This window comes from Methylobacterium sp. WL7 (genome assembly GCF_008040085.1).
In the GTDB taxonomy this organism is placed as follows: Bacteria; Pseudomonadota; Alphaproteobacteria; order Rhizobiales; family Beijerinckiaceae; genus Methylobacterium; species Methylobacterium mesophilicum.
In genome coordinates, this window is record NZ_VRVG01000106.1 from 1 (window position 1) to 19,728 (window position 19,728).

Consider the following 19,728-nt stretch of genomic DNA (forward strand, 5'->3'; position numbering starts at 1 on the left):
CGCTCCACGTCCGGCGCTCGCCGCCGGCGCCCTGCCGGTCCTGTTCGTCCCGATCTGGGCGACCGGCTTCATCTCCGCCCGGGCGGTGATCCCGCACGCCGATCCGCTGGGCTTCACGGCGGTCCGGCGCGATCCGATGGTGGCCGGCTTCCTGATGCAGGGGATCTACCTGTCGGGGGTGTTCTGGGCGGTGAGCCGGGGGCTGCCGGCCGGGATCGCCGCCCTGGTCGGCAGCCTGCAGCCGCTGCTGACCGCGCTGCTGGCGGGGCCGCTGCTCGGCGAGCGCGTCGGCGGCCGGCGGGCGCTCGGCATCCTGCTGGGCTTTGCCGGCGCCGGCCTGGTGCTCGCCCCGAAGCTCGGCGCCGCCGACCCGTCCGGGATCCCGCCGGTGGCCCTGGCGGTCAGCCTCGTGGCGGTGCTGGCCCTGACGCTGGGCACCCTCTGGCAGAAGCGCACCGGCGGCGGCGGCGACCTCCTGGCCAACGCGACCCTGCAATTCGTGGGCGGGATGGCCTGCGCGATCCCGCTGGCGCTGGCCTTCGGCCATGCCACGATCGACCCGGTGGCGCCCCTCTGGCTCGGGCTCGCCTGGGCGATCCTGGTCAACTCGGTGGCCGGGATCCTGCTGCTCCTGGCGCTGATCCGGCGGGGCGCGGTGGCGGGCGTCGCCGCCCTGTTCTTCCTGGTGCCGCCGGTGGCGGCCGTCCTGGGCTACCTGCTGTTCGGCGAGGTGCTCACCCCGGTGCAGGGCGCCGGGATGGCGGTGGCGGCGGTGGGCGTCGCGGTGGCGAGCCGGGCCTGACCCCGGGACCGTGACGCCGCAGCCCCGGAACCCTTGCAGAGGCTCGGTCTTTCGTTCGTTGCCGCCCAGCCGCCGAAGAGCCGGGCCGGATCGACCAGATCCCCGGGAGGCCCCATGAACCAGATCCTCGTCGTCGCGCTCATCTGCGCCGCCAACGTCCAGGCCCCGGACTGCTCCCGCGAGACCGCCCTCGACGTGATCACCGGGCCCGCCCACACGCTGCAGGAATGCCTGATCCAGGGGCCGGTTCTGGCGGCCAATACCGGTTTCACCGGCGAGAACGGCGCTTACGTGAAGACCCGCTGCGAGCAGAAGCGCTGAACGCGTGCGCCTGCCGTTGACGTGGATGCTGGTTCGTCACGCAGGCGCGGGTCAAAACCCCGCGGCCTTCAACTTCAGTTCAAGACGCGGCAAATGAAATCTGCTTCGGCCCCGGCGCCGGACGGGTTAGAAGTCACGATCCAATAAAACGCCACGCGAGCCAAAAACCATGTCCGCATCCCCCGCTATCCAGACCGAGCCGCAGGACGTCGTCAGCCTCGTCAAGGGCGCCGGCGAGAGCGCGAAGGCCCTCCTGGCGGAGGCCACGCGCCGGGTCCGCACGCGCATCCTCGGGACGGACGGGCGGATCGATGCCGGCAAGCTCGAGGCGCAGCAGCACGCCGCCCACGGGCTGGCCTGGCTCGCGACCTACGCCGAGGCGGTGGCCGAACTCGGCGGCTATGCCGAGCGCCTCCAGGCCGAGGGCCGGTTCGGCGAGACCGAGACGCTGCTCGTGCGGATCGGCGCGGGCGAGTACCTCGACCAGCTGTTCTCCGGCATCCCGATGAGCCAGGGCGAGATGGTCCGCCCGATCGGCTCGCTCGGCCTCTCGGCCAAGGAAGTCGGGCAGTACCGCACCGATGCGGTCGAGACCCTGATCGCCGAGGGCAACACCCCGGAGCACCGCGCCGCCCTGGTGGCGCTGATGCGCGAGGGCGGCGGCTCCGCCACGGTGGGTGCCTCGGGCCTCGACGAGGACATGGAGGCGATCCGCTCCGAGATGCGCCGCTTCGGCAAGGCCGAGGTGGTCGAGCAGGCGCATGAGTGGCACCTGAAGAACGAATACATCCCCATGGAGGTCGTCACCAAGATGGCCGAGCTGGGCGTGTTCGGCCTGACCATCCCGGAGGAATACGGCGGCATGGGTCTGCCCAAGACCGCGATGTGCGTGGTCTCGGAGGAGCTGTCCCGGGCCTATATCGGCGTCGGCTCGCTCGGCACCCGCTCGGAGATCGCCGCCGAGCTGATCCTGTGCGGCGGCACCGAGGAGCAGAAGCACCGCTTCCTGCCCAAGATCGCCTCGGGCGACATCCTGCCGACGGCCGTGTTCACCGAGCCGAACACGGGGTCTGACCTCGCCTCGCTCCGCACGAAGGCGGTGAAGGACGGCGACACCTGGAAAATCACCGGCAACAAGACCTGGATCACCCACCCGGTCCGGGCCGACATCATGACCGTGCTGGTGCGGACCAAGCCCGAGGAGAAGGGCCATCGCGGCCTCTCGATGCTGATCGCCGAGAAGCCCCGCGGCACGGACGAGGAGCCGTTCCCGCTCAAGGGCCTGTCCGGCGGCGAGATCGAGGTGCTCGGCTACCGCGGCATGAAGGAATACGAGCTGGCCTTCGAGGAACTGGAGGTCCCGGCCGCGAACCTGCTCGGCGAGGTCGAGGGCAAGGGCTTCGCCCAGCTGATGCAGACCTTCGAGTCGGCCCGCATCCAGACCGCGGCCCGGGCCATCGGCGTCGCCCAGTCGGCCCTCGACGTGGCCCTGCGCTACGCCGAGGAGCGGGTCCAGTTCGGCAAGGCGCTGGTCAGCTTCCCGCGGGTTGCCGACAAGCTCGCCATGATGGCGGTGGAGATCAACATCGCCCGCCAGCTCACCTACTTCTCGGCGCGCGAGAAGGATGCCGGCAAGCGCTGCGACCTGGAGGCCGGGATGGCCAAGCTGCTGGGCGCCCGGGTCGCCTGGGCGGCCGCCGACAACGCGCTTCAGATCCACGGTGGCAACGGCTTCGCGCTGGAATACCCGGTCAGCCGGATCCTGTGCGACGCCCGCATCCTGTCAATCTTCGAGGGCGCGGCCGAGATCCAGGCCCAGGTGATCGCCCGCCGGCTGCTCGAAGCCGCCTAAAAGTTTCAGCACCCGCACAAGGTCCGGGACCTTATGCGGGTGCCGGGCAGAGCCCGGCTGCATCGGGGCTCTGCCCCGATGGCCCCGCCAAAGGGCTGAGCCCTTTGGGAACCCGTTACTTGGTGATCTTCACCGAGACCGGGTCGCTCGACGGGAACGTCTCCTCGAGGGCGTCGTCGAGGCGCTCGTCTAGCTTCTCCTGCTTGTTGGCGGGATTGGCCTTGTCGCCCGGCTTGGCGCTGTCCTGCTGGAAGCCCGGCTTGGTCGCGTCCTGAGGCTTGTGGTCGTCGGCCATGTCTGTCGCTCGTCCGTGACGGATGCACGCTCGGTGCCTGTGCGCGTCAACGCGACGGGCCCCGGGTGTTTCCGAACTTTCCCATGGCGGCGGCTGCATTCGACCCGGGCGTTCCCGGATCAGGCGGTGGCGACCGCCTGGCCGGGCTGCGGACGCACGATCCGGCCCGGCGCGGCGGCCTCCCGCATCACCGTTTCGTAGACGCTGGTCAGCCGGTCGAGGTGGACGTCCGGGGTCAGCGGCGCAGTCCAGTAGCGGCCATGCGCGGCCCGGCCCATCCGGGCGGCGAGATCGTCGTCGGACAGGCGGCGCAGGTGGGCGGCGAGCGCGTCGGGATCGCCCGAGCGGAACCAGAACCCGGTCTCGCCGTCGACCACCGCCTCCCGGCCCGCGCAGGCGTCGCTGACGACCACCGGCGTGCCGCAGGCGAGCGCCTCGTAGACGGTGAGCGGCTGGCCCTCGTACCAGACGCTCGGGAAGACGAGCGCCCGGGCCTGCCGCATCAGCGCCTGCACGGCGGCGGGGTCGCGCCAGCCCAGCATCACCGCCTCGGGATAGCGGGCGGCGAGGTCAGCCCGCTCGGAGCCGTCGCCGACGAACACCGCCCGCACCCCGGCCCGCCGGGCGGCCTCCGCGAAGATCGGCGCCCCCTTCTCAGTGGAGATCCGCCCGACGAACAGGAAGTCCCCGGGCGGCTCCGCCCGGACCGGCGCCGGTTCCACCGCGATCGGGTTGTCGACCCGGTAAAACCGGGTGCCGGCGGGCAGCAGCGGCCGGACCACGCTCTCCTGCAAATCGCTGATCGTGACGACGTGGGAGAACAGCTCCGGCAGCCGGGCGACATGCGCGAGCCCGGCATGGCGGATCATCCGGGCGACCTTGCGTGGGTAGCTGCGCGCGTCGCACTTCGCCAGGATGCAGGAGGCCGACATCGGCACGCGGTGGCAGATCTTCTGCTCGGGATAGGCGTAGAACCCCCCGGTCGGGCAGACCAGGAAGAACTCGTGCATCGTGTAGAGGCACGGCAGGCCGGAGGCCCGCAGGGCCGGGCCGATGGCCGGCGACAGCGCCTTGGCGAAGGCGTGGACATGGACCAGGGTGTCGCGCGGATCGCAGGCGGCGAGTTCCGCCGCCAGGGCCCGGGCGGCCGGTCCGTTCCAGATCGCCTGGGCCGCGAAAGCCAGCTTGTTGCGCGCCGTGGTGACGTCGTCCTGATCCAGGCAGACCACCCGGATGCCGGCGGGCTCCAGCCGCGGGTCGACCGGACCCACGGCCGCGAACAGGCTGACGCGGAACCCCCGGGCGGCGAGCCCCAGGGCGGATTCGATCGCGACCTTGGCCTGGCCGCCATTGATCGCGGCATGGTCGGCGACGAGGACGACGTGCACGTCAGGAATTCCGCCGCTCTGTTTTCGGGGTGTAAGTCTGTAACGGCCGGCGGTTGATCCTCCGTAAACCGCCCTGGACTTATCATCGCGGCAGGTCCTGCCGAGACAACTCATGCATGTCGTGATCCTGGCCGAGTTCGCGACTGCCAGCGGCGGGGCGGAGAAGGTCGCCCTCGAATCCGCCCGCGGGCTCGCCGAGGCCGGCCTGAAGGTGACCTACCTCCAGGCGATCCCGGGCCCGGTCGATCCCCTGCTGGATCACGACAACATCCGCCGGATCGAGCTCGGCCTGCCCGACATCTGGACCCTGGGCGGCATCAAGGCGGCCACCACCGGGATCTGGCATGCAGCCGCGGCCCGCGCCCTCGAGGCGGCGCTCCGACAGCTGCCGGCGGCGCCGGATTGCCTCCACCTGCACCAATGGACCCGCACCCTGTCCCCGGCGATCTTCCCGGTCCTGTCCCGGCTCGGCGTGCCGGTGGTCGTCACCCTGCACGATTACGCCATGGCTTGCCCGAACGGGGTCTATTACCGGTTCGACCGGGCCGAGCCCTGCGGGCTGGCGCCGCTCTCGCCCGCGTGCCTGGCCGCGCCCTGCGACCCCCGCAGCCGGGTTCACAAGCTCGTGCGCGTCGCCCGCGCGGGGGCGCTCCGGCAGGCGCTGCACGGGCGTCCGCTCCACGTCGTCCACGTCTGCGACGCCAGCCGGCGGCGGCTCGGCGACCTGCTCGGCGGCTACGCGCTCACCCATCACCGCGTCGACAACCCGGTCCGAGTCGCGGACGGGCCGCCGGCCGACCCCGCCCGGGGCGACGCCATCGCGTATGTCGGCCGCCTGACTCGGGAGAAGGGGGCCGACCTCGTCGCGGACGCCGCCCGGGCGGCGGGGCTGACCGCCCTGTTCGTCGGCGCCGGCCCCCTGGAGGCGGAACTGCGCGCCCGGCCCGGCGTCGAGGTGGTCGGATGGCAGGCGCCGGACGCCGTCTGGGCCCTGCTGCGCGGACGCGCCCGGGCGCTCGCCGCCCCGTCGCGCTGGTACGAGACCGGGCCGCTCACCGTCTACGAGGCCCTCGCGGCCGGCATCCCGGTGGTCGCCTCCGACCGGTCCGGGGCCGCCGAGAAGGTCCGGGACGGGCGGACCGGCTTCGTGGTCGCCCCCGAGATCGAGCCCCTGACGGCGGCGTTCTCGGCCCTGCGGGACGATACCCGCGCCCGGACCCTCGGGGACAACGCCCGGGCCCGGTTCCGGGCCGAGCCGATGACCCTCGCAACCCACGCCGCCGCGCTGCGCGCGCTCTACGCCGGCCTCGTGGGAAGCGGCGCGGGTGCGCTGCACCATGCCGGTGGAGCCGCCCGGTCAGCCTAGCCGTCGGCGGTACCGGATGGGCCGCCTCGATCAGTCTACGCCTCGGGTGCCGCGGCTATAGACAGCGCACGGCTTTGATATAGAGAGGCATCGCGGCGGGCCGGTCACGCCAAAACGTGCGAAAACGCATGGCATAGCTGCCGAGCTTTGTCGTTGACCGAGACGTTGCCGGCACGGCGATCCGAACACTGCCATTGGGCCGTCAGTCTGCACTTTATCGACGTTTCCGTCCCGGCTGGTCCCGCAGATAGGCAGTTGACTTCTTGTTGCAGTGCAACATATAGAAGCGCGTCACCGCGGACGCGGATCGGCGTCCCACCCCGAGACAGCGTGTGCTGGAGCCTTCGATGCAGACCCCGAACTTCGAGATCCCGACCGAGATGCGCGACTTCGCCGAGAAGAGCGTCGACCAGGCCCGCAACGCCGTCGGCACCCTGATGTCGAACGCCATGAAGGCGGCCGAGCAGGCCCAGGTCTCGGGCCAGACCTTCCAGTCGACCATGACGGCGGCGGTCTCGAAGGGTTTCGAGCACGCGCAGAACAACGCCAACGCGACGTTCGACTTCGCCCAGAAGCTGGCCCGCACCAAAGACCTGCGCGAGGCGTTCGAGCTGCAGTCCGAGTTCGTCCGCAGCCAGTTCGCCGCCCTCCAGGCCCAGGCCAAGGATTTCGGCGCCCTCGCGCAGCAGAACGTCGCCCGCTAAGACATAGCTCGGTCCGCCCCGGCGGACGGAGTGCGGCGGTGCCCGGCCCCAGAGGGCGGGCACCGCCGGATCGTTCAGACCCGAGCCCATCAGACACAGGCGGTCCTTCCCTCCGGCCGGCGCTCCGTCAGGGGGCCCGACGCGAACGAGGAGACGATCCGCCATGGGCAAGCCGCGTCGACCCAAGAGGCCCCGCTTCACCTGGAATCCGCAACTCGGCGTCGAACCGGGTACGGCCGCACCAGCGACCGATACGGCCATCCCGGCGGATGCCGTGTCCAAGGCCACGGAGACCGTTGTCTCTCCGAGCCGGGATGCCGCCGAGCCGAGCGCGCCGGCCGCGTTGCCGGTGGCCGCCTTCGTCCCGCCCGTCACGGTCGAGCCCGCTCCGAACGGCGCGGTCGCCGCGGACCCTCCGGCCAAGGGCACGTCCTATCGTCCAGGGAGCGACGGCATCGGCACGACCATCGCCCAGTACATGCAGGGCGAGGGCGAGGCCGCACTGGCGCATATCCGCGCGTTGTCGCAAGCCGGCTCACCGACCGAGCTGATCCGCCTCCAGATGGGCGAGGTCCAGCGCGCCGCCGACGCCTCCCTGACCTGCTGGAGCGCCTTGTTCCGCCAGGCGAGCCGCCTCGTCACGTTCCGCTGACGGCACGGGTGCCGGCTTGATGCGATCAGGCCGGCGACAGCGTCGAAGCATCGATACGCGGCGCTCGCTCACACCGAACCGACATCGCCTCGACGGCGACCGCTCCGGCCCCGCCCGCCTTGCCGAAGGACAGAAGTGGACATAATGTCCAATCTGTCCCTTCCCGAGATGATGTCATGCGATCCTGGCAGGCGGCCGACGCCAAGCAGAACTTCGGTCGGCTGGTCGATGCGGCCAAGGACGGCCCCCAGATGCTGCTCCGGCACGCCGAGCCCGTGGGGGTGGTGCTGTCGATGGAGCATTACGAGCGCCTGAAGACCCAAGCCGACGCCGCGTTCGCAAACTTCCTGCTCGCGTCGCCGCTCGAAGAGGCGGATTTCGACAAGGACGTCGGCCTGAGCCTGTCCGGTGACTGAGCCGCCGGCCGGCTGGATCGTAGACACGAACGTGATCTCGCGACCGTCCGCGACGAAGGACGATCCGGATCCGCCGGCCTCGCGCTGGATCCGGCGCAACGCCCATCTCCTCCGGATCAGCGCCGTGACCATCGCGGAGATTCGCCGTGGGCTCGCGTTGGAGACCTTGCGGATCGAGCGCTTGAAAGACCCGCGGGCCCGACGACGCGACCAAACCGTCCTCGACATCAAGGCGGACTGGTACGGACATTTGCGATCCCGCTTCGCCGACCGCATCGTTTCGATCGACGCCGACGTGGCCGAACGTTGGGCCGACGTCTCGGTCCGGTTTCCCTCCATCCGTGATGGGGACAAGGCGATCCTGGCTTCGGCGCTCGTCCATCGCTACGGGATTGCGACGCGCAATCTTTCGGACTTCAAGGCCTCGTCCGTGCCGCTGGTGGATCCGTTCGACCCGGCCACGTGGTGGGACGACGATCCGGGGCCGACCGACCCTCATCCTGGCCATTGATCGATGTCACCCCGTGATCCGGCGCTGAACCCAGGACCGTCACATTCGGGTTGTCCATCGCGGGAACCCGCCAGGTCGCACCCGCAACCATCGATTAACCACGATCATCCTATGCCTGGGCTGAGGGCACGGGAGATGAATCCGGACCGATGCCGAGCTGTGCGCACCTGATCCGTTCCGCCTTGTACCGCCTCTGCCTCGCCGCGACGCTGGCGGCGACGCCGGTCGTGGCCCAGAACGGCGACAAGCCGACCACTCCGCCCGCCGGGCCGGCGCCCGCGGTCGCCATCGGGGCGGATCTCGCCAGCCAGGCCGGCACCACGCGGCTCACCCTGACGCTGTCGCGGGCCGTGGAGGCGCGCGGCTTCGTGATGGAGCGGCCCGACCGGGCGGTGATCGATCTGCCCGAGGTCAACTTCCAGCTCGATTCCGGCGCCGGGCGCCGCCGCGAGGGCGTGGTCCAGTCGTTCCGCTACGGGTTGTTCGCCCCCGGCCGCTCCCGGGTCGTGATCGATCTGGCCGCCCCGGCCGCGATCGGGCGGATCGAGACCGTGACCCGGGCCCGGGACGGTGCGGTGCTGCTGACGATCCCGCTCCAGCGGGTCGAGCGCGAGGCCTTCCGCAAGGCCGCCGCCGCCAGCGATCCGGCCCCCGCCCAGGCACGCAGCGCCCCGCCCGAGCCCGCCGACCAGCGCCCGCTGATCATGGTCGATGCCGGGCATGGCGGCACCGATCCCGGGGCGATCGCGGTGGGCGGGGTGTTCGAGAAGGACATCGTGTTCGGCTTCGCGCAGGCGCTGGTCGGTAAACTCGAAGCCGGGGGACGCTACCGGGTCCGGATGACCCGCGACCGGGACGTGTTCGTGCCGCTCGCCGAACGCGTGCGCATCGCCCGCGAGGCCAAGGCCGACCTGTTCGTGTCGATCCACGCGGATTCGATCTCGGCGGCCCCGCAGGTGCGGGGCGCCACGATCTACACCAACGCCGAGAAGGCCACCGACATCGAATCCGCCAAGCTCGCCGAGCGCGAGAACCGGGCCGACGCGGCGGCCGGGGCCGACGCCGCCGAGGCCCCCCCGGACATCGCCGACATCCTGCAGGAGCTGACCCTGCGCGAGACCCGGGGCTTCTCGTCGGGCTTCGCCCGCACGCTGATGGGCCAGCTCGCCCCGGTCATGGAGATGAGCGCCAAGCCCCACCGGGAGGCGCGCTTCATGGTGCTGCGCTCCCCCGACGTGCCGAGCGTGCTGGTGGAACTCGGCTATCTGTCGAGCAAGCGCGACCTGGAGATGCTGCAATCGCCCGAGTGGCGGGCGGGCGTCACCGGCTCCATGGCCAAGGCGATCGACCAGTTCTTCGGCAACCGCGCGACGCTCAGGCCCGCGCTGATCACGCGACGGTCGGCCGCCGTCGCCCCAGTTTTACCATAGAGTAAGTGTCGATACGGGACGTCCGAACGCCCCGTCGCACCGCCGTTGAACCGGTAATCCGAGGGGGCTTCACGGGAGCGTCCGGGAGCCGACCGCGTCGAGAATGGACGCCCGTGCCGGATGAGCCGAACCCGGCAGGCGGCCGGGCCAGCGACGAGCGGAACACCGGATGCGTCTGATCCTTCGTTTCTTCGGGATCCTGTTCAGCGCCGCCGCGGTGCTGTTCGTGGTCGGCGCCGCGGCCGGCGGCTACTTCTACTGGAAGTACAGCCAGGACCTGCCCGACCACGCCGCGCTCGCCAATTACGAGCCGCCGGTGATGACCCGCATCCACGCGTCGGACGGCTCTCTGCTGGCCGAGTACGCCCGCGAGCGCCGGCTGTACCTGCCGATCCAGGCGATGCCGAAGATCGTGGTCGCGGCCTTCCTGTCGGCCGAGGACAAGAACTTCTACAAGCACGGCGGCATCGATCCCGAGGGGATCGTGCGCGCGTTCCTGACCAATGCCAAGTCGGGCAAGCGCCAGGGCGCCTCGACCATCACCCAGCAGGTCGCCAAGAACTTTTTGCTGTCCTCCGAGCAGACCTATGACCGCAAGATCCGGGAGGCGCTGCTGGCTCTGCGGATCGAGGCGGCCTACTCCAAGGACAAGATCCTGGAGCTGTACCTCAACGAGATCTTCTTGGGGACGATCGTTCCCGGCCGGAACCTGCATGGGGTCGCGGCCGCCGCGCTCGACTACTTCGGCAAGTCGGTCCACGAGCTGACCATCAACGAGGCCGCCTACCTCGCCGCGCTCCCGAAGGGGCCGAACAACTACCACCCCTACCGCAAGACCCAGGCGGCTTTGGACCGCCGCAACGAGATCATCCGCCTGATGGCGGAGAACAGCTACATCACCAAGGAAGAGGCGGACGCGGCCAAGAAAATGCCGCTCGGGGTCAACCCGCGGGTCGCCTTCCCGAACGCCGCCAACGCCAACTACTTCACCGAGGAGGTCCGGCGCGAGATCTCCGAGCGCTACGGCGAGAAGAAGCTCTACGAGGGCGGCCTCTCGGTGCGCGCCACCCTCGACCCGAAGATGCAGGCTTGGGCCCGCAAGGCCCTGGTCGACGGCCTGGTGCGCTACGACCAGGCCCATGGCTGGCGCGGCGCCGTCACCAAGGTCGACCTGACCGGGCGCGACTGGGGCATGGCGGCGGCCGAGGTCCCGGCGCTCGGCGACGTGGCGCCCTGGCGGCTCGCCGTGGTGCTCGGCAATGGCGGCGGCGGCGTGCAGGTCGGCCTCCAGCCCCGGCGCGAGGCCTCGGGCCAGGTCGGCAAGGACCGAGAGACCGGCGTGATCACCCCGGACGGCATGCGCTGGGCCGGCCGCCCGAACCTCCAGCCCGGCGACATGGTCTATGTCGAGGCGATGGATGGCGGCCGCGGGCAGTACCGCCTGCGCCAGAAGCCCGAGGTGTCCGGCGCCATCGTGGCGATGGACCCCAATACCGGCCGCGTCCACGCGATGGTCGGCGGCTTCTCGTACGACGAATCCGAGTTCAACCGCGCCACCCAGGCGATGCGCCAGCCCGGCTCCTCGTTCAAGCCGATCGTCTACTCGGCGGCGCTCGACAACGGCTATACGCCCGCCTCGATCGTGCAGGACACGCCGATCACCATCGAGGCCGGCCCCGGCCAGGAGTCCTGGACGCCCTCGAACTACGACGGCAAGTCCGGCGGCCCGCACACCCTGCGGTACGGGATCGAGCATTCCAAGAACCTGATGACGGTCCGGCTCGCCAAGGATGTCGGCATGCCGCTGATCGCCGAGTACGCCCGCCGCTTCGGCGTCTACGACGACCTGCTGCCGGTGCTGCCGATGTCGCTCGGCGCCGGCGAGACCACGGTGATGCGCATGGTCACCGCCTACTCGATGCTCGCCAATGGCGGGCGCCGCATCCGGCCGACCCTGATCGATCGCATCCAGGATCGCATCGGCGAGACCATCTACCGGCACGACAACCGCAAGTGCATCGGCTGCGACGCCGAGAAATGGTCGGGCCAGGACGAGCCGAAGCTGGTGGACGATTCCGAGCAGGTGCTCGACCCGCTCACCGCCTACCAGATGGTGTCGATCATGGAGGGCGTCGTCCAGCGCGGCACCGCGACCCTGCTGAAGCAGATCGGCAAGCCGCTCGCCGGCAAGACCGGCACCACCAACGACGCCAAGGACGCGTGGTTCGTGGGCTTCTCGCCGGATCTGGCGGTCGGCATCTATATCGGCTTCGACAAGCCGCGCTCGCTCGGCGACCGTGCCACCGGCGGCGGCCTCGCGGCCCCGATCGCCCTCGAGTTCCTGAAGGTCGCCCTCAAGGACAAGCCGCCGACCCCGTTCCGCGTGCCCCCGGGGATCAAGCTGATCCGCGTGAACCTCGGCTCCGGCACCCGCGCCGGCTCGCGGGAGGGCGCCGGCACGATCCTGGAGGCGTTCAAGCCGGGCACCGCGCCGCCCGATTCCTACGTCGCCCCGGCCCAGAGCGCCGCCCCCGCGGCGGTCCCGGCGGACCCCGACCGGGCCGCCCAGGCCGGCGGGCTCTACTGAGGAACGGCCGCAGGATGAACCACCCGGTCATTCCGGGGCGCCGCAGGCGAACCCGGAACCCATAACCGCCGACGGTGCGAGGTCTTGATCTGTCGGCGGTTATGGATCCCGGGTTCCGCTTCGCGGCCCCGGGATGACGAGGCGGGCGATGTGGCGGCGCTGAACTCCCAAAGACAGAAAAAAGCCGCCCGGTTGGGGGCGGCTTGGGAGAGTCATCAGGGAGGCATCAAACAGAGCGGACGGAACCATCCAACTCGATATCCAGAATTCTGGATGCCTCTTTATGCCCCGTGAACCTTAATCGCCGGTTAAAAACCAGTTTTCAGCCAAAAGCTCACGCGGCGAGACTGTCGAAGAGACCGCGCCCGTCGGTGCCGCCGATCAGGCTTTCGACGAAGTTCTCCGGGTGCGGCATCATCCCGAGGACGTTGCCGCCCTCCGAGTAGACCCCCGCGATGGCGTTGAGGGAGCCGTTGCGGTTGGCCTCGACCGTGATGGCCCCGGCGGCGTCGCAGTACCGGAACGCCACGCGGCCCTCGCCCTCGATCCGCGCCAGCGTATCGGGGTCGGCGAAGTAGTTGCCCTCGCCATGCGCGACGCAGACGTCGATGACCTGCCCCTGCGTGTAGGCGCTGGTGAAGCGGGTGTCGGTGCGCTCGACCCGCAGCGTCTGGCGGTGGCAGATGAAGCGGCGGTTGACGTTGCGCATCAGGACGCCCGGCAGCAGGCCCGATTCGCACAGGATCTGGAAGCCGTTGCAGATGCCGAGCACGAGGCCGCCGCGCGCCGCGTGTGCCCGCACCGCGTCCATGGCGGCTGCGCGTCCCGCGATCGCGCCGCAGCGCAGGTAGTCGCCGTACGAGAAGCCGCCCGGCAGGACGGCGAGGTCGGTCCCGGCCGGCAGATCCGGATCCGCGTGCCAGACCATGCTGACCCGCGCGCCAGACCGGCGCAGGGCCCGGGCGACGTCGCTCTCGCGATTCGAACCCGGAAAGACGACGACCGCAGCGTGCATCAGAGGATCTCGATCGCGTAGTTCTCGACGACGGTGTTGGCGAGCAGCTTCTCGCAGGCCGTCCGCAGGGTGGCCTCGGCGGCCGCGCCGTCGGCGGCGGAGACTTCGAGGTCGAACACCTTGCCCTGCCGGACGCTGTCGACGCCGTCGACGCCCAGCGACCGGAGCGCGGCCTCGATCGCCTTGCCCTGCGGGTCCAGCACACCGGTCTTCAAGGTGACGATGATATGGGCTTTCATGGATCTTCCGGTCTCACGCGCAGCCGAAAACGTGGGCGCGACCCGCGGCGTCGTTACACGGGCGGCCGTCGCGCGTTCCCTAGCAGGAAGGCCGCCGGCCTGTCGAACGCCGTGTCGGACGGACGGCGCGGCTAGCGCGGCGTCGCCCGGGTGCGGATCGGCTCGATGCTGGTCGCCCGGCGCCAGAGCTGGAGCATGATCCAGGCGGCGAACAGGCTGAAGAGACCCATCAGCACGTGGCCGACCCGGTCGCCCAGGTCGAACAGGCCGGCGAGCGCCCAGCCGGCTGCGATGGCGACGGCGAACACCTCGGTGCCGACGAGGACCATCATGCTCACGATGGTGATGGCGTTGCGCCCGTTCACGAGACCCGTCTCCCGGTCGATTGCGAGGTCCCGGAACGAAACGATCCCGGGACCCGCGCAGCTAGCCCAGAGGCGTGGGGCTATGCAACCGCGGGAGCCGGGATCGTCCGGTTCCCGACGTCAGCGCGGCGCGCGCTTGGCCAGGATCCGCTGCAGGGTCCGGCGGTGCATGTTCAGGCGCCGGGCGGTCTCGCTGACGTTGCGGCTGCACAGTTCGTAGACCCGCTGGATGTGCTCCCAGCGGACCCGGTCCGCCGACATCGGGTTCTCGGGCGGGTCGGCCCGCTCGCCGGGCTGCGCCATCAGCGTGCCGTGGATCTCGTCGGCGTCGGCGGGCTTGGCGAGGTAGTCGAACGCGCCGAGCTTCACCGCCGTGACGGCGGTCGCGATGTTGCCGTAGCCGGTCAGGATCACGCCCCGCGCCTCGGGGCGGCGCTCCTTCAGGCGGGCGATCACGTCGAGGCCGTTGCCGTCGCCCAGCCGCATGTCGATCACCGCGAAGGCGGGTGGGCGAGCCTCGACCGCCGAGACCCCGTCGGCCACGCTGTCGGCGACCTGGACGTGGTAGCCGCGGCTTTCCATGGCGCGGGCGAGCCGCGTCGAGAACGGCTTGTCGTCGTCCACGATCAGCAGGCTGCGATCGGTGAAGGCGGCGAGGGGATCGGCTTCATTGATCACGGCAGGATCGATCGCTGTCGTGGTCCCGGGCTGCGTCAGCATCCGGTACTCCTTTCGGGTTTTCGTAAGGGAATTATTCGGTCAGTTCTTGGTCTGATCCTCATATAGGGACGACATCGCCCGGGGGCAGGGGCGCGTGGATATTGAGTTCCGGCGAATGACGCGGGGCTGCCCCCCGTTCGAAGATGTGACGGGCCCAGGAGACGCGCACGATCGCCCCATGGGCCTCCGGCGCCGAGACGTTCATCAGCGCGATCTGGGCGCCGGAGCGCTCGATCAGGGTCTTGGCGATGAACAAACCGAGGCCGAGGCCGGCCCCGACGGTCCCGCCGGTCTGCGCGCGGTCGGCGCTGCGGGTGGTTACGTAGGGCTCTCCCGCCCGCAGCAGGACCTCGCTGGAGAAGCCCGGACCGTCGTCGCGGATCTCGATCCAGACGCGCTCCGGTGTCCAGCGGCCTTCCACGGTGACGCGCGAATCAGCGAAGTCGACCGCGTTGTCGAGGATGTTGGCCAGCCCGAACATCACCCCGGGGTTGCGGCGGCAGGCGGGCTCCGGGCCCTCACCCTGGCTGGAGATGTCGAGCACCGCGCCGAGCGCGCGCTGGGGCGCCACCAACTCCTCGACGAGATGGCTGAACGTCACCGTCTCCAGGAAGCCGACGCCGTCGCCGTCGAGCGACGTGAGCTTGCCCAGGATGCCCCGGCAGCGGTCGACCTGCTCGCGCAGCAGGGTCAGGTCGTCGGCCACCGCCGGCGAGGCGGTCGGCCCGAGCTGGCGGATCAGCTCCTTGGTCACCAGCATGATCGTCCCGAGGGGCGTGCCCAATTCGTGGGCAGCCGCCGCCGCGAGACCGTCAAGCTGCGACAGGTGCTGCTCCCGGGCCAGCACCAGTTCGGTGGCCGCCAGGGCCTGGGCGAGGAGCCGCGTCTCCTCGGCGACCCGCCACGCGTAGACGCCCGTGAAGGCGGTCCCGAGCAGGATCGCGGTCCAGACCCCCGAGACGTATAGGAACGGCAACTCGATCCGCCCGTCCGAGAACCAGGGCAGGGGCCGGTGCACCAGGGCGAGCAGCGTCGCCAGGCCCACGGCGAGCAGGCCGAGCGCCAGGGTCCGCTCCGGCGGCAGCGCGGTGGCGGAGATCAGCACGGGGGCGAGGAACAGCAGCGAGAACGGGTTCTGCAGGCCGCCAGTGAGGAACAGCAGTGCCGCGAGCTGCACGATGTCGAAGGCCAGCAGCAGGGCCGCGGAATCGTCGCTCAGGCGGTAGCTCGCAGGGAAGCGGATGCGCAGGGCCAGGTTCAGCCAGGACGAGGTGGCGATCACCAGGAAGCACCAGCCGAACGGCAGCGCCAGGCCCAGGCCGAACTGCGCCCCGACCACGGCGGCGCTCTGGCCGGTGATGGCGAGCCAGCGCAGGCGGACGAAGGTGTCGAGCCGGAGGTGCCGGGCGTTGCGGACGAGGCCGTTGAGATTGCTGTCGGGCATGCGTGCATCGGTGCAGCGCCGCGTGAATCCTCACGGGCGCAGAGCTTGGGCAGACGTGCGGCCCCGTCGAGCCGGCGGGGTCGTGACGGGCAAGTCGCCCCGGGGTGCGGATGTTCCGCGATCGTTCAGGGTGGAACCTTAGGCTGGCACCACGGGTTGCATCAGGCTTTTCGCCTGTCGGCGTTCCGCCGGCAGTCCCGGGACGCGAGGTGGCGATGCTTCTGGCTTACGCGATGTATGAGAGTGCCCGCGCCATGATGGCGCCGGCCCGGCTCGCCGCCGACCTGACCCGCCACGCCCTCCAGATGCCCGGCAATCCCCTGGCCTACGGACCCTACGCCCGGGCGGTCAGCGCCGGCTGCGAGATGTTCGAGCGTGCCACCCGCCGCTACGGCAAGCCGGCCTTCGGATTCGCCGAGACGCTGGTCGACGGCGCAGCGGTCCCGGTCAGCGAGCGGGTCGTCTGGGAGCGGCCGTTCTGCCGGCTGATCGCGTTCGAGCGCGCCTTCCTGACCCCGCCCGCCGAGCCGGAGCCGAAGCTGCTCATCGTCGCGCCGATGTCGGGGCACTACGCCACGCTGCTGCGCGGCACCGTGGAGGCGATGCTGCCGAACCACCGGGTCTACATCACCGACTGGAACGATGCCCGGATGGTGCCCCTGGCGGCGGGGCGCTTCGACCTGGACACCTATATCGACTACCTGCAGGAGATGTTCGCGGTCCTCGGGCCGGACCTGCACATCATGGCAGTATGCCAGCCGGCGGTGCCGGTCCTGGCCGCGGTGGCGCTCATGGAGGCCAAGGGCGCGCCCGTGGTGCCGGCTTCCATGACCCTGATGGGCGGCCCGATCGACACCCGCCGCTCGCCCACGGCGGTGAACTGCCTCGCCCAGGAGCGCGGCCAGACCTGGTTCGAGCGCAACACGATCAGTCTTGTGCCGCCGATCTTCCCGGGGGCCTGGCGCCGGGTCTATCCTGGCTTCCTGCAGCTGTCGGGCTTCATGGCGATGAACCTCGACCGCCACGTCACCGCCCATTCCGACATGTTCGACCACCTGGTGAAGGGCGATGGCGACTCGGCCGAGAAGCACCGGGACTTCTACGACGAGTATCTGGCGGTGATGGACCTGACCGCGGAATACTACCTGCAGACCGTGCAGACGGTCTTCGTCGATCATGACCTGCCGAAGGGCCGGATGCGCCACCGCGGCACCCCGGTCGATCTCGGGGCGATCCGCCGCTGCGCCATCCTGGCGGTGGAGGGCGAGAACGACGACATCTCCGGGGTCGGCCAGACCAAGGCGGCCCTCGACCTGACTCCGAACCTGCCCGAATCCCGCAAGGCGTACCATCTCCAGGCCGGCGTCGGGCATTACGGGGTGTTCAACGGCTCCCGCTACCGCACGGTCATCGCCCCCCGGATCGCCGCCTTTATCCGCGCCCAGCAGGCGGAAGCCGGGACGCGCGGATCGCATCTGCGCCAGGTGGGCTGAGGAAAGTTCCGGTTTCGAAAGGTCCGAGACCTTTCGCGGGTCCAGGGCGGAGTCCCGTCTCCCGGGGCCTCCGTCGAAAGCCCGCTTCTGATCCCGCGATCCCGCCGCGCTTGGCCGGCGCGCGCTGCATTTTGAATTCTCTTCCACTCACGGTGGCGCGAGCCTTGCGAGGCCGTATCCGTGAGCACGATGACCGCCGATCCCCCGCCGCCCCTCCGTGTCCCCTGCCGGCCTTCGTCCGGCCGGATGAGGCCGTGCGCGAACAGGATGCGGATAACTGGAATTTGATTCCCCAAAACCGTCTTGCGGTAGCAGGGAACTGGCGCATGCTGCTGATCGTGTGAAAATCCAGCCTCCCCCGACCGCGATACATGGCCGGGGCCTTCCGTCGACCGATTCACAGACGCACCCGGAGTGCGGGCCGGTGGCCGGGATCGAGATCCCGCCGGCCAGGGAGATCACGATGGACCGCAGGACGTTCCTCAAGGGCTCGGCCGCACTCGGGCTGGCCGCCCCGCAGATCGCGATGCCGGCCGTGGCGCAGGGCGCCAAGGTGCTGCGCTTCGTGCCCCAGGCGAACCTCGCCAACTTCGATCCGATCTGGGGCACGCAATACGTCGTGCGCAACGCCGGCACCCTCGTGTGGGACATGCTGTACGGCGTCGATGCGCAGCTGAAGCCGCAGCGCCAGATGGTGGAATCCGAGGAGGTCTCGGGCGACCAACTCACCTGGACCTTCCGGCTGCGGCCCGGCCAGACCTTCCACGACGGCGAGCCGGTGCTGGCCAAGGACGTGGTGGCGAGCCTCGGACGCTGGATGGCCCGCGATCCGATCGGCCTGATGATCCGGGGCATCCAGGACGACCTCGCCGCCGTCGACGACCGGACGTTCCGCTGGCGCCTGAAGAAGCCGTTTCCGAAGCTCCTCTACGCGCTCGGCAAGACCAACGCCCCGATGGCCCTGATCATGCCGGAGCGGATCGCCAAGACCGACCCGTTCACGCAGATCACCGAGTATGTCGGCTCCGGCCCGATGACCTTCGTGCGCAACGAATGGGTGCCGGGCGCGCGGGCCGTGTTCCAGAAATTCGCCGGCTACAAGCCCCGCGAGGAGCCGAATTCGTGGCTGGCCGGGGGCAAGCACATCCTGGTCGACCGGGTCGAATGGGTGATCATGCCGGACGCGGCCACCGCCTCGGCGGCCCTGCAGAACGGCGAGGTCGACTGGTGGGAGAACCCGATCTCCGACCTCGTGCCGCTCCTGCGCAAGAACGCCAACCTCAACGTCGACATCGCCGACCCGCTGGGCAATGTTGGGTCGTTCCGGATGAACCACCTCCATCCGCCCTTCGACAACCCGAAGATCCGCCAGGCCGTCATGACCGCCATGAGCCAGGAGGATTACATGCGGGCGATCGTCGGCGACGACGACACCTTATGGAAGACGCTGCCGGGCTTCTTCACGCCGGGTACGCCGCTCTACAGCGAGGCGGGCGGGGGCAGCGTCGGCAAGGGCGACATCAAGCTCGGCCAGAAGCTGCTGAAGGAAGCCGGCTACAAGGGCGAGCCCGTGGTCTGCGTGGTGGCGCAGGACCAGGGGATCACCAAGGCGCAGGGCGACATCACCGCCGACCTGTTGAAGCAGATGGGCTTCAACGTCGACTTCGTCGCCACCGACTGGGGTACCACCGGCACCCGCCGGGCCTCCAAGGCGCCGCCGTCCCAGGGCGGCTGGAACATGTTCCACACCTGGCACGCGGGCGCCGACTGCATCAATCCGGCGGGCTATCCCGCGGTCCGGGCCAGCGGCGACAAGGCCTGGTTCGGCTGGCCCAACGTCCCGCCCGTGGAGGCCGCCATCGCCGAGTGGTTCGACGCGGCCGACCCGGCCGCCGAGAAGGCCGCCATCGACAAGGTCAACGCAGCCGCCTGCGAGGGCGTGGTCTACGTCCCGACCGGGTTCTTCCTCGGCTACCAAGCCTGGCGCAAGACCGTCTCGGGCATCGTGAAGGGGCCGATCCCGTTCACCTGGGGCGTGTCGAAGGCGTGATGGGGCGGGTGGTTGTCATGTCGGCACGCGTGCCGCGCACCCCCTCCCCCCTCTGCGGGGGAGGGTACCCTGCGAAGC

19 protein-coding genes are annotated in these 19,728 nt (G+C 70.2%); 12 read left to right on the top strand and 7 right to left on the bottom strand.

Annotated features, from left to right (window positions below):
* The 3 genes from FV233_RS21735 to FV233_RS21745 all read left to right on the top strand — a co-directional run.
* On the top strand, window positions 1-802 hold an 802-nt coding region (locus FV233_RS21735; RefSeq protein ID WP_246690057.1), incomplete at its 5' end, for a DMT family transporter.
* 114 nt (window positions 803-916) lie between these two features.
* On the top strand, window positions 917-1,123 hold the full coding sequence (locus tag FV233_RS21740; protein WP_007565256.1) for a hypothetical protein: 207 nt from the start codon (window positions 917-919) through the stop codon (window positions 1,121-1,123).
* Between the two features lie 169 nt (window positions 1,124-1,292).
* Window positions 1,293-2,975 (top strand): acyl-CoA dehydrogenase family protein, encoded by a 1,683-nt coding sequence (locus FV233_RS21745; RefSeq protein ID WP_147856148.1) that lies wholly within the window; start codon window positions 1,293-1,295, stop codon window positions 2,973-2,975.
* A 115-nt stretch (window positions 2,976-3,090) separates the two neighbouring features.
* Here FV233_RS21745 and FV233_RS21750 read toward each other — a convergent pair whose 3' ends face one another.
* Both FV233_RS21750 and FV233_RS21755 read right to left on the bottom strand, forming a co-directional pair.
* Complete coding sequence (locus FV233_RS21750) at window positions 3,091-3,270, bottom strand: hypothetical protein (RefSeq protein WP_147856147.1); 180 nt, start codon at window positions 3,268-3,270, stop codon at window positions 3,091-3,093.
* 119 nt (window positions 3,271-3,389) lie between these two features.
* A complete protein-coding gene (locus tag FV233_RS21755) occupies window positions 3,390-4,658 on the bottom strand; it encodes a glycosyltransferase family 4 protein (protein ID WP_147898748.1) in 1,269 nt (422 codons plus the stop codon).
* A gap of 112 nt (window positions 4,659-4,770) precedes the next feature.
* Between FV233_RS21755 and FV233_RS21760 the strand changes: the two genes are divergently transcribed.
* The 7 genes from FV233_RS21760 (at window position 4,771) to FV233_RS21790 (ending at window position 12,324) form a co-directional block, all read left to right on the top strand.
* A complete protein-coding gene (locus FV233_RS21760) occupies window positions 4,771-6,024 on the top strand; it encodes a glycosyltransferase (RefSeq protein ID WP_147898749.1) in 1,254 nt (417 codons plus the stop codon).
* Window positions 6,025-6,371: 347 nt separating this feature from the next.
* The gene (locus FV233_RS21765) at window positions 6,372-6,728 is read left to right on the top strand and encodes a phasin (RefSeq protein WP_147856020.1); all 357 of its coding nucleotides are present in this window, start codon (window positions 6,372-6,374) and stop codon (window positions 6,726-6,728) included.
* Window positions 6,729-6,891: 163 nt separating this feature from the next.
* Window positions 6,892-7,380 (top strand): hypothetical protein, encoded by a 489-nt coding sequence (locus FV233_RS21770; protein WP_147898750.1) that lies wholly within the window; start codon window positions 6,892-6,894, stop codon window positions 7,378-7,380.
* Window positions 7,381-7,556: 176 nt separating this feature from the next.
* Window positions 7,557-7,796 (top strand): type II toxin-antitoxin system Phd/YefM family antitoxin, encoded by a 240-nt coding sequence (locus FV233_RS21775; RefSeq protein ID WP_147898751.1) that lies wholly within the window; start codon window positions 7,557-7,559, stop codon window positions 7,794-7,796.
* The gene (locus FV233_RS21780; RefSeq protein WP_147898752.1) at window positions 7,789-8,307 is read left to right on the top strand and encodes a PIN domain-containing protein; all 519 of its coding nucleotides are present in this window, start codon (window positions 7,789-7,791) and stop codon (window positions 8,305-8,307) included. The genes FV233_RS21775 and FV233_RS21780 overlap by 8 nt, the downstream gene beginning before the upstream one ends.
* A gap of 149 nt (window positions 8,308-8,456) precedes the next feature.
* Window positions 8,457-9,737 (top strand): N-acetylmuramoyl-L-alanine amidase, encoded by a 1,281-nt coding sequence (locus tag FV233_RS21785; protein WP_147898753.1) that lies wholly within the window; start codon window positions 8,457-8,459, stop codon window positions 9,735-9,737.
* A 169-nt stretch (window positions 9,738-9,906) separates the two neighbouring features.
* Window positions 9,907-12,324, top strand: coding sequence for a penicillin-binding protein 1A (locus tag FV233_RS21790; RefSeq protein WP_147898754.1), 2,418 nt, complete (start codon window positions 9,907-9,909; stop codon window positions 12,322-12,324).
* Between the two features lie 334 nt (window positions 12,325-12,658).
* Here the strand turns inward: FV233_RS21790 and purQ are convergent, their stop codons facing one another.
* The 5 genes from purQ to FV233_RS21815 form a co-directional block, all read right to left on the bottom strand.
* A complete protein-coding gene (gene purQ, locus FV233_RS21795) occupies window positions 12,659-13,339 on the bottom strand; it encodes a phosphoribosylformylglycinamidine synthase subunit PurQ (protein WP_147854729.1) in 681 nt (226 codons plus the stop codon).
* Window positions 13,339-13,578 carry a phosphoribosylformylglycinamidine synthase subunit PurS gene (gene purS, locus FV233_RS21800; RefSeq protein ID WP_147898755.1) on the bottom strand — a complete coding sequence of 80 codons (240 nt, stop codon included), beginning with the start codon at window positions 13,576-13,578 and terminating at the stop codon, window positions 13,339-13,341. Before purS ends, purQ begins: the two co-directional genes overlap by 1 nt.
* A gap of 131 nt (window positions 13,579-13,709) precedes the next feature.
* On the bottom strand, window positions 13,710-13,943 hold the full coding sequence (locus tag FV233_RS21805; RefSeq protein WP_147854731.1) for a hypothetical protein: 234 nt from the start codon (window positions 13,941-13,943) through the stop codon (window positions 13,710-13,712).
* 120 nt (window positions 13,944-14,063) lie between these two features.
* The gene (locus FV233_RS21810) at window positions 14,064-14,663 is read right to left on the bottom strand and encodes an ActR/PrrA/RegA family redox response regulator transcription factor (RefSeq protein WP_147854732.1); all 600 of its coding nucleotides are present in this window, start codon (window positions 14,661-14,663) and stop codon (window positions 14,064-14,066) included.
* 58 nt (window positions 14,664-14,721) lie between these two features.
* Complete coding sequence (locus tag FV233_RS21815; protein WP_147898756.1) at window positions 14,722-16,107, bottom strand: ActS/PrrB/RegB family redox-sensitive histidine kinase; 1,386 nt, start codon at window positions 16,105-16,107, stop codon at window positions 14,722-14,724.
* A gap of 215 nt (window positions 16,108-16,322) precedes the next feature.
* On the opposite strand from FV233_RS21815, the gene phaZ reads away from it, so the two are divergent.
* On the top strand, window positions 16,323-17,600 hold the full coding sequence (gene phaZ, locus FV233_RS21820) for a polyhydroxyalkanoate depolymerase (RefSeq protein WP_147898757.1): 1,278 nt from the start codon (window positions 16,323-16,325) through the stop codon (window positions 17,598-17,600).
* Window positions 17,601-18,063: 463 nt separating this feature from the next.
* Entirely contained in the window at window positions 18,064-19,650 is a 1,587-nt protein-coding gene (locus tag FV233_RS21825) for an ABC transporter substrate-binding protein (RefSeq protein ID WP_147854735.1), read from the top strand.
* Window positions 19,651-19,728: the final 78 nt, after the last annotated feature.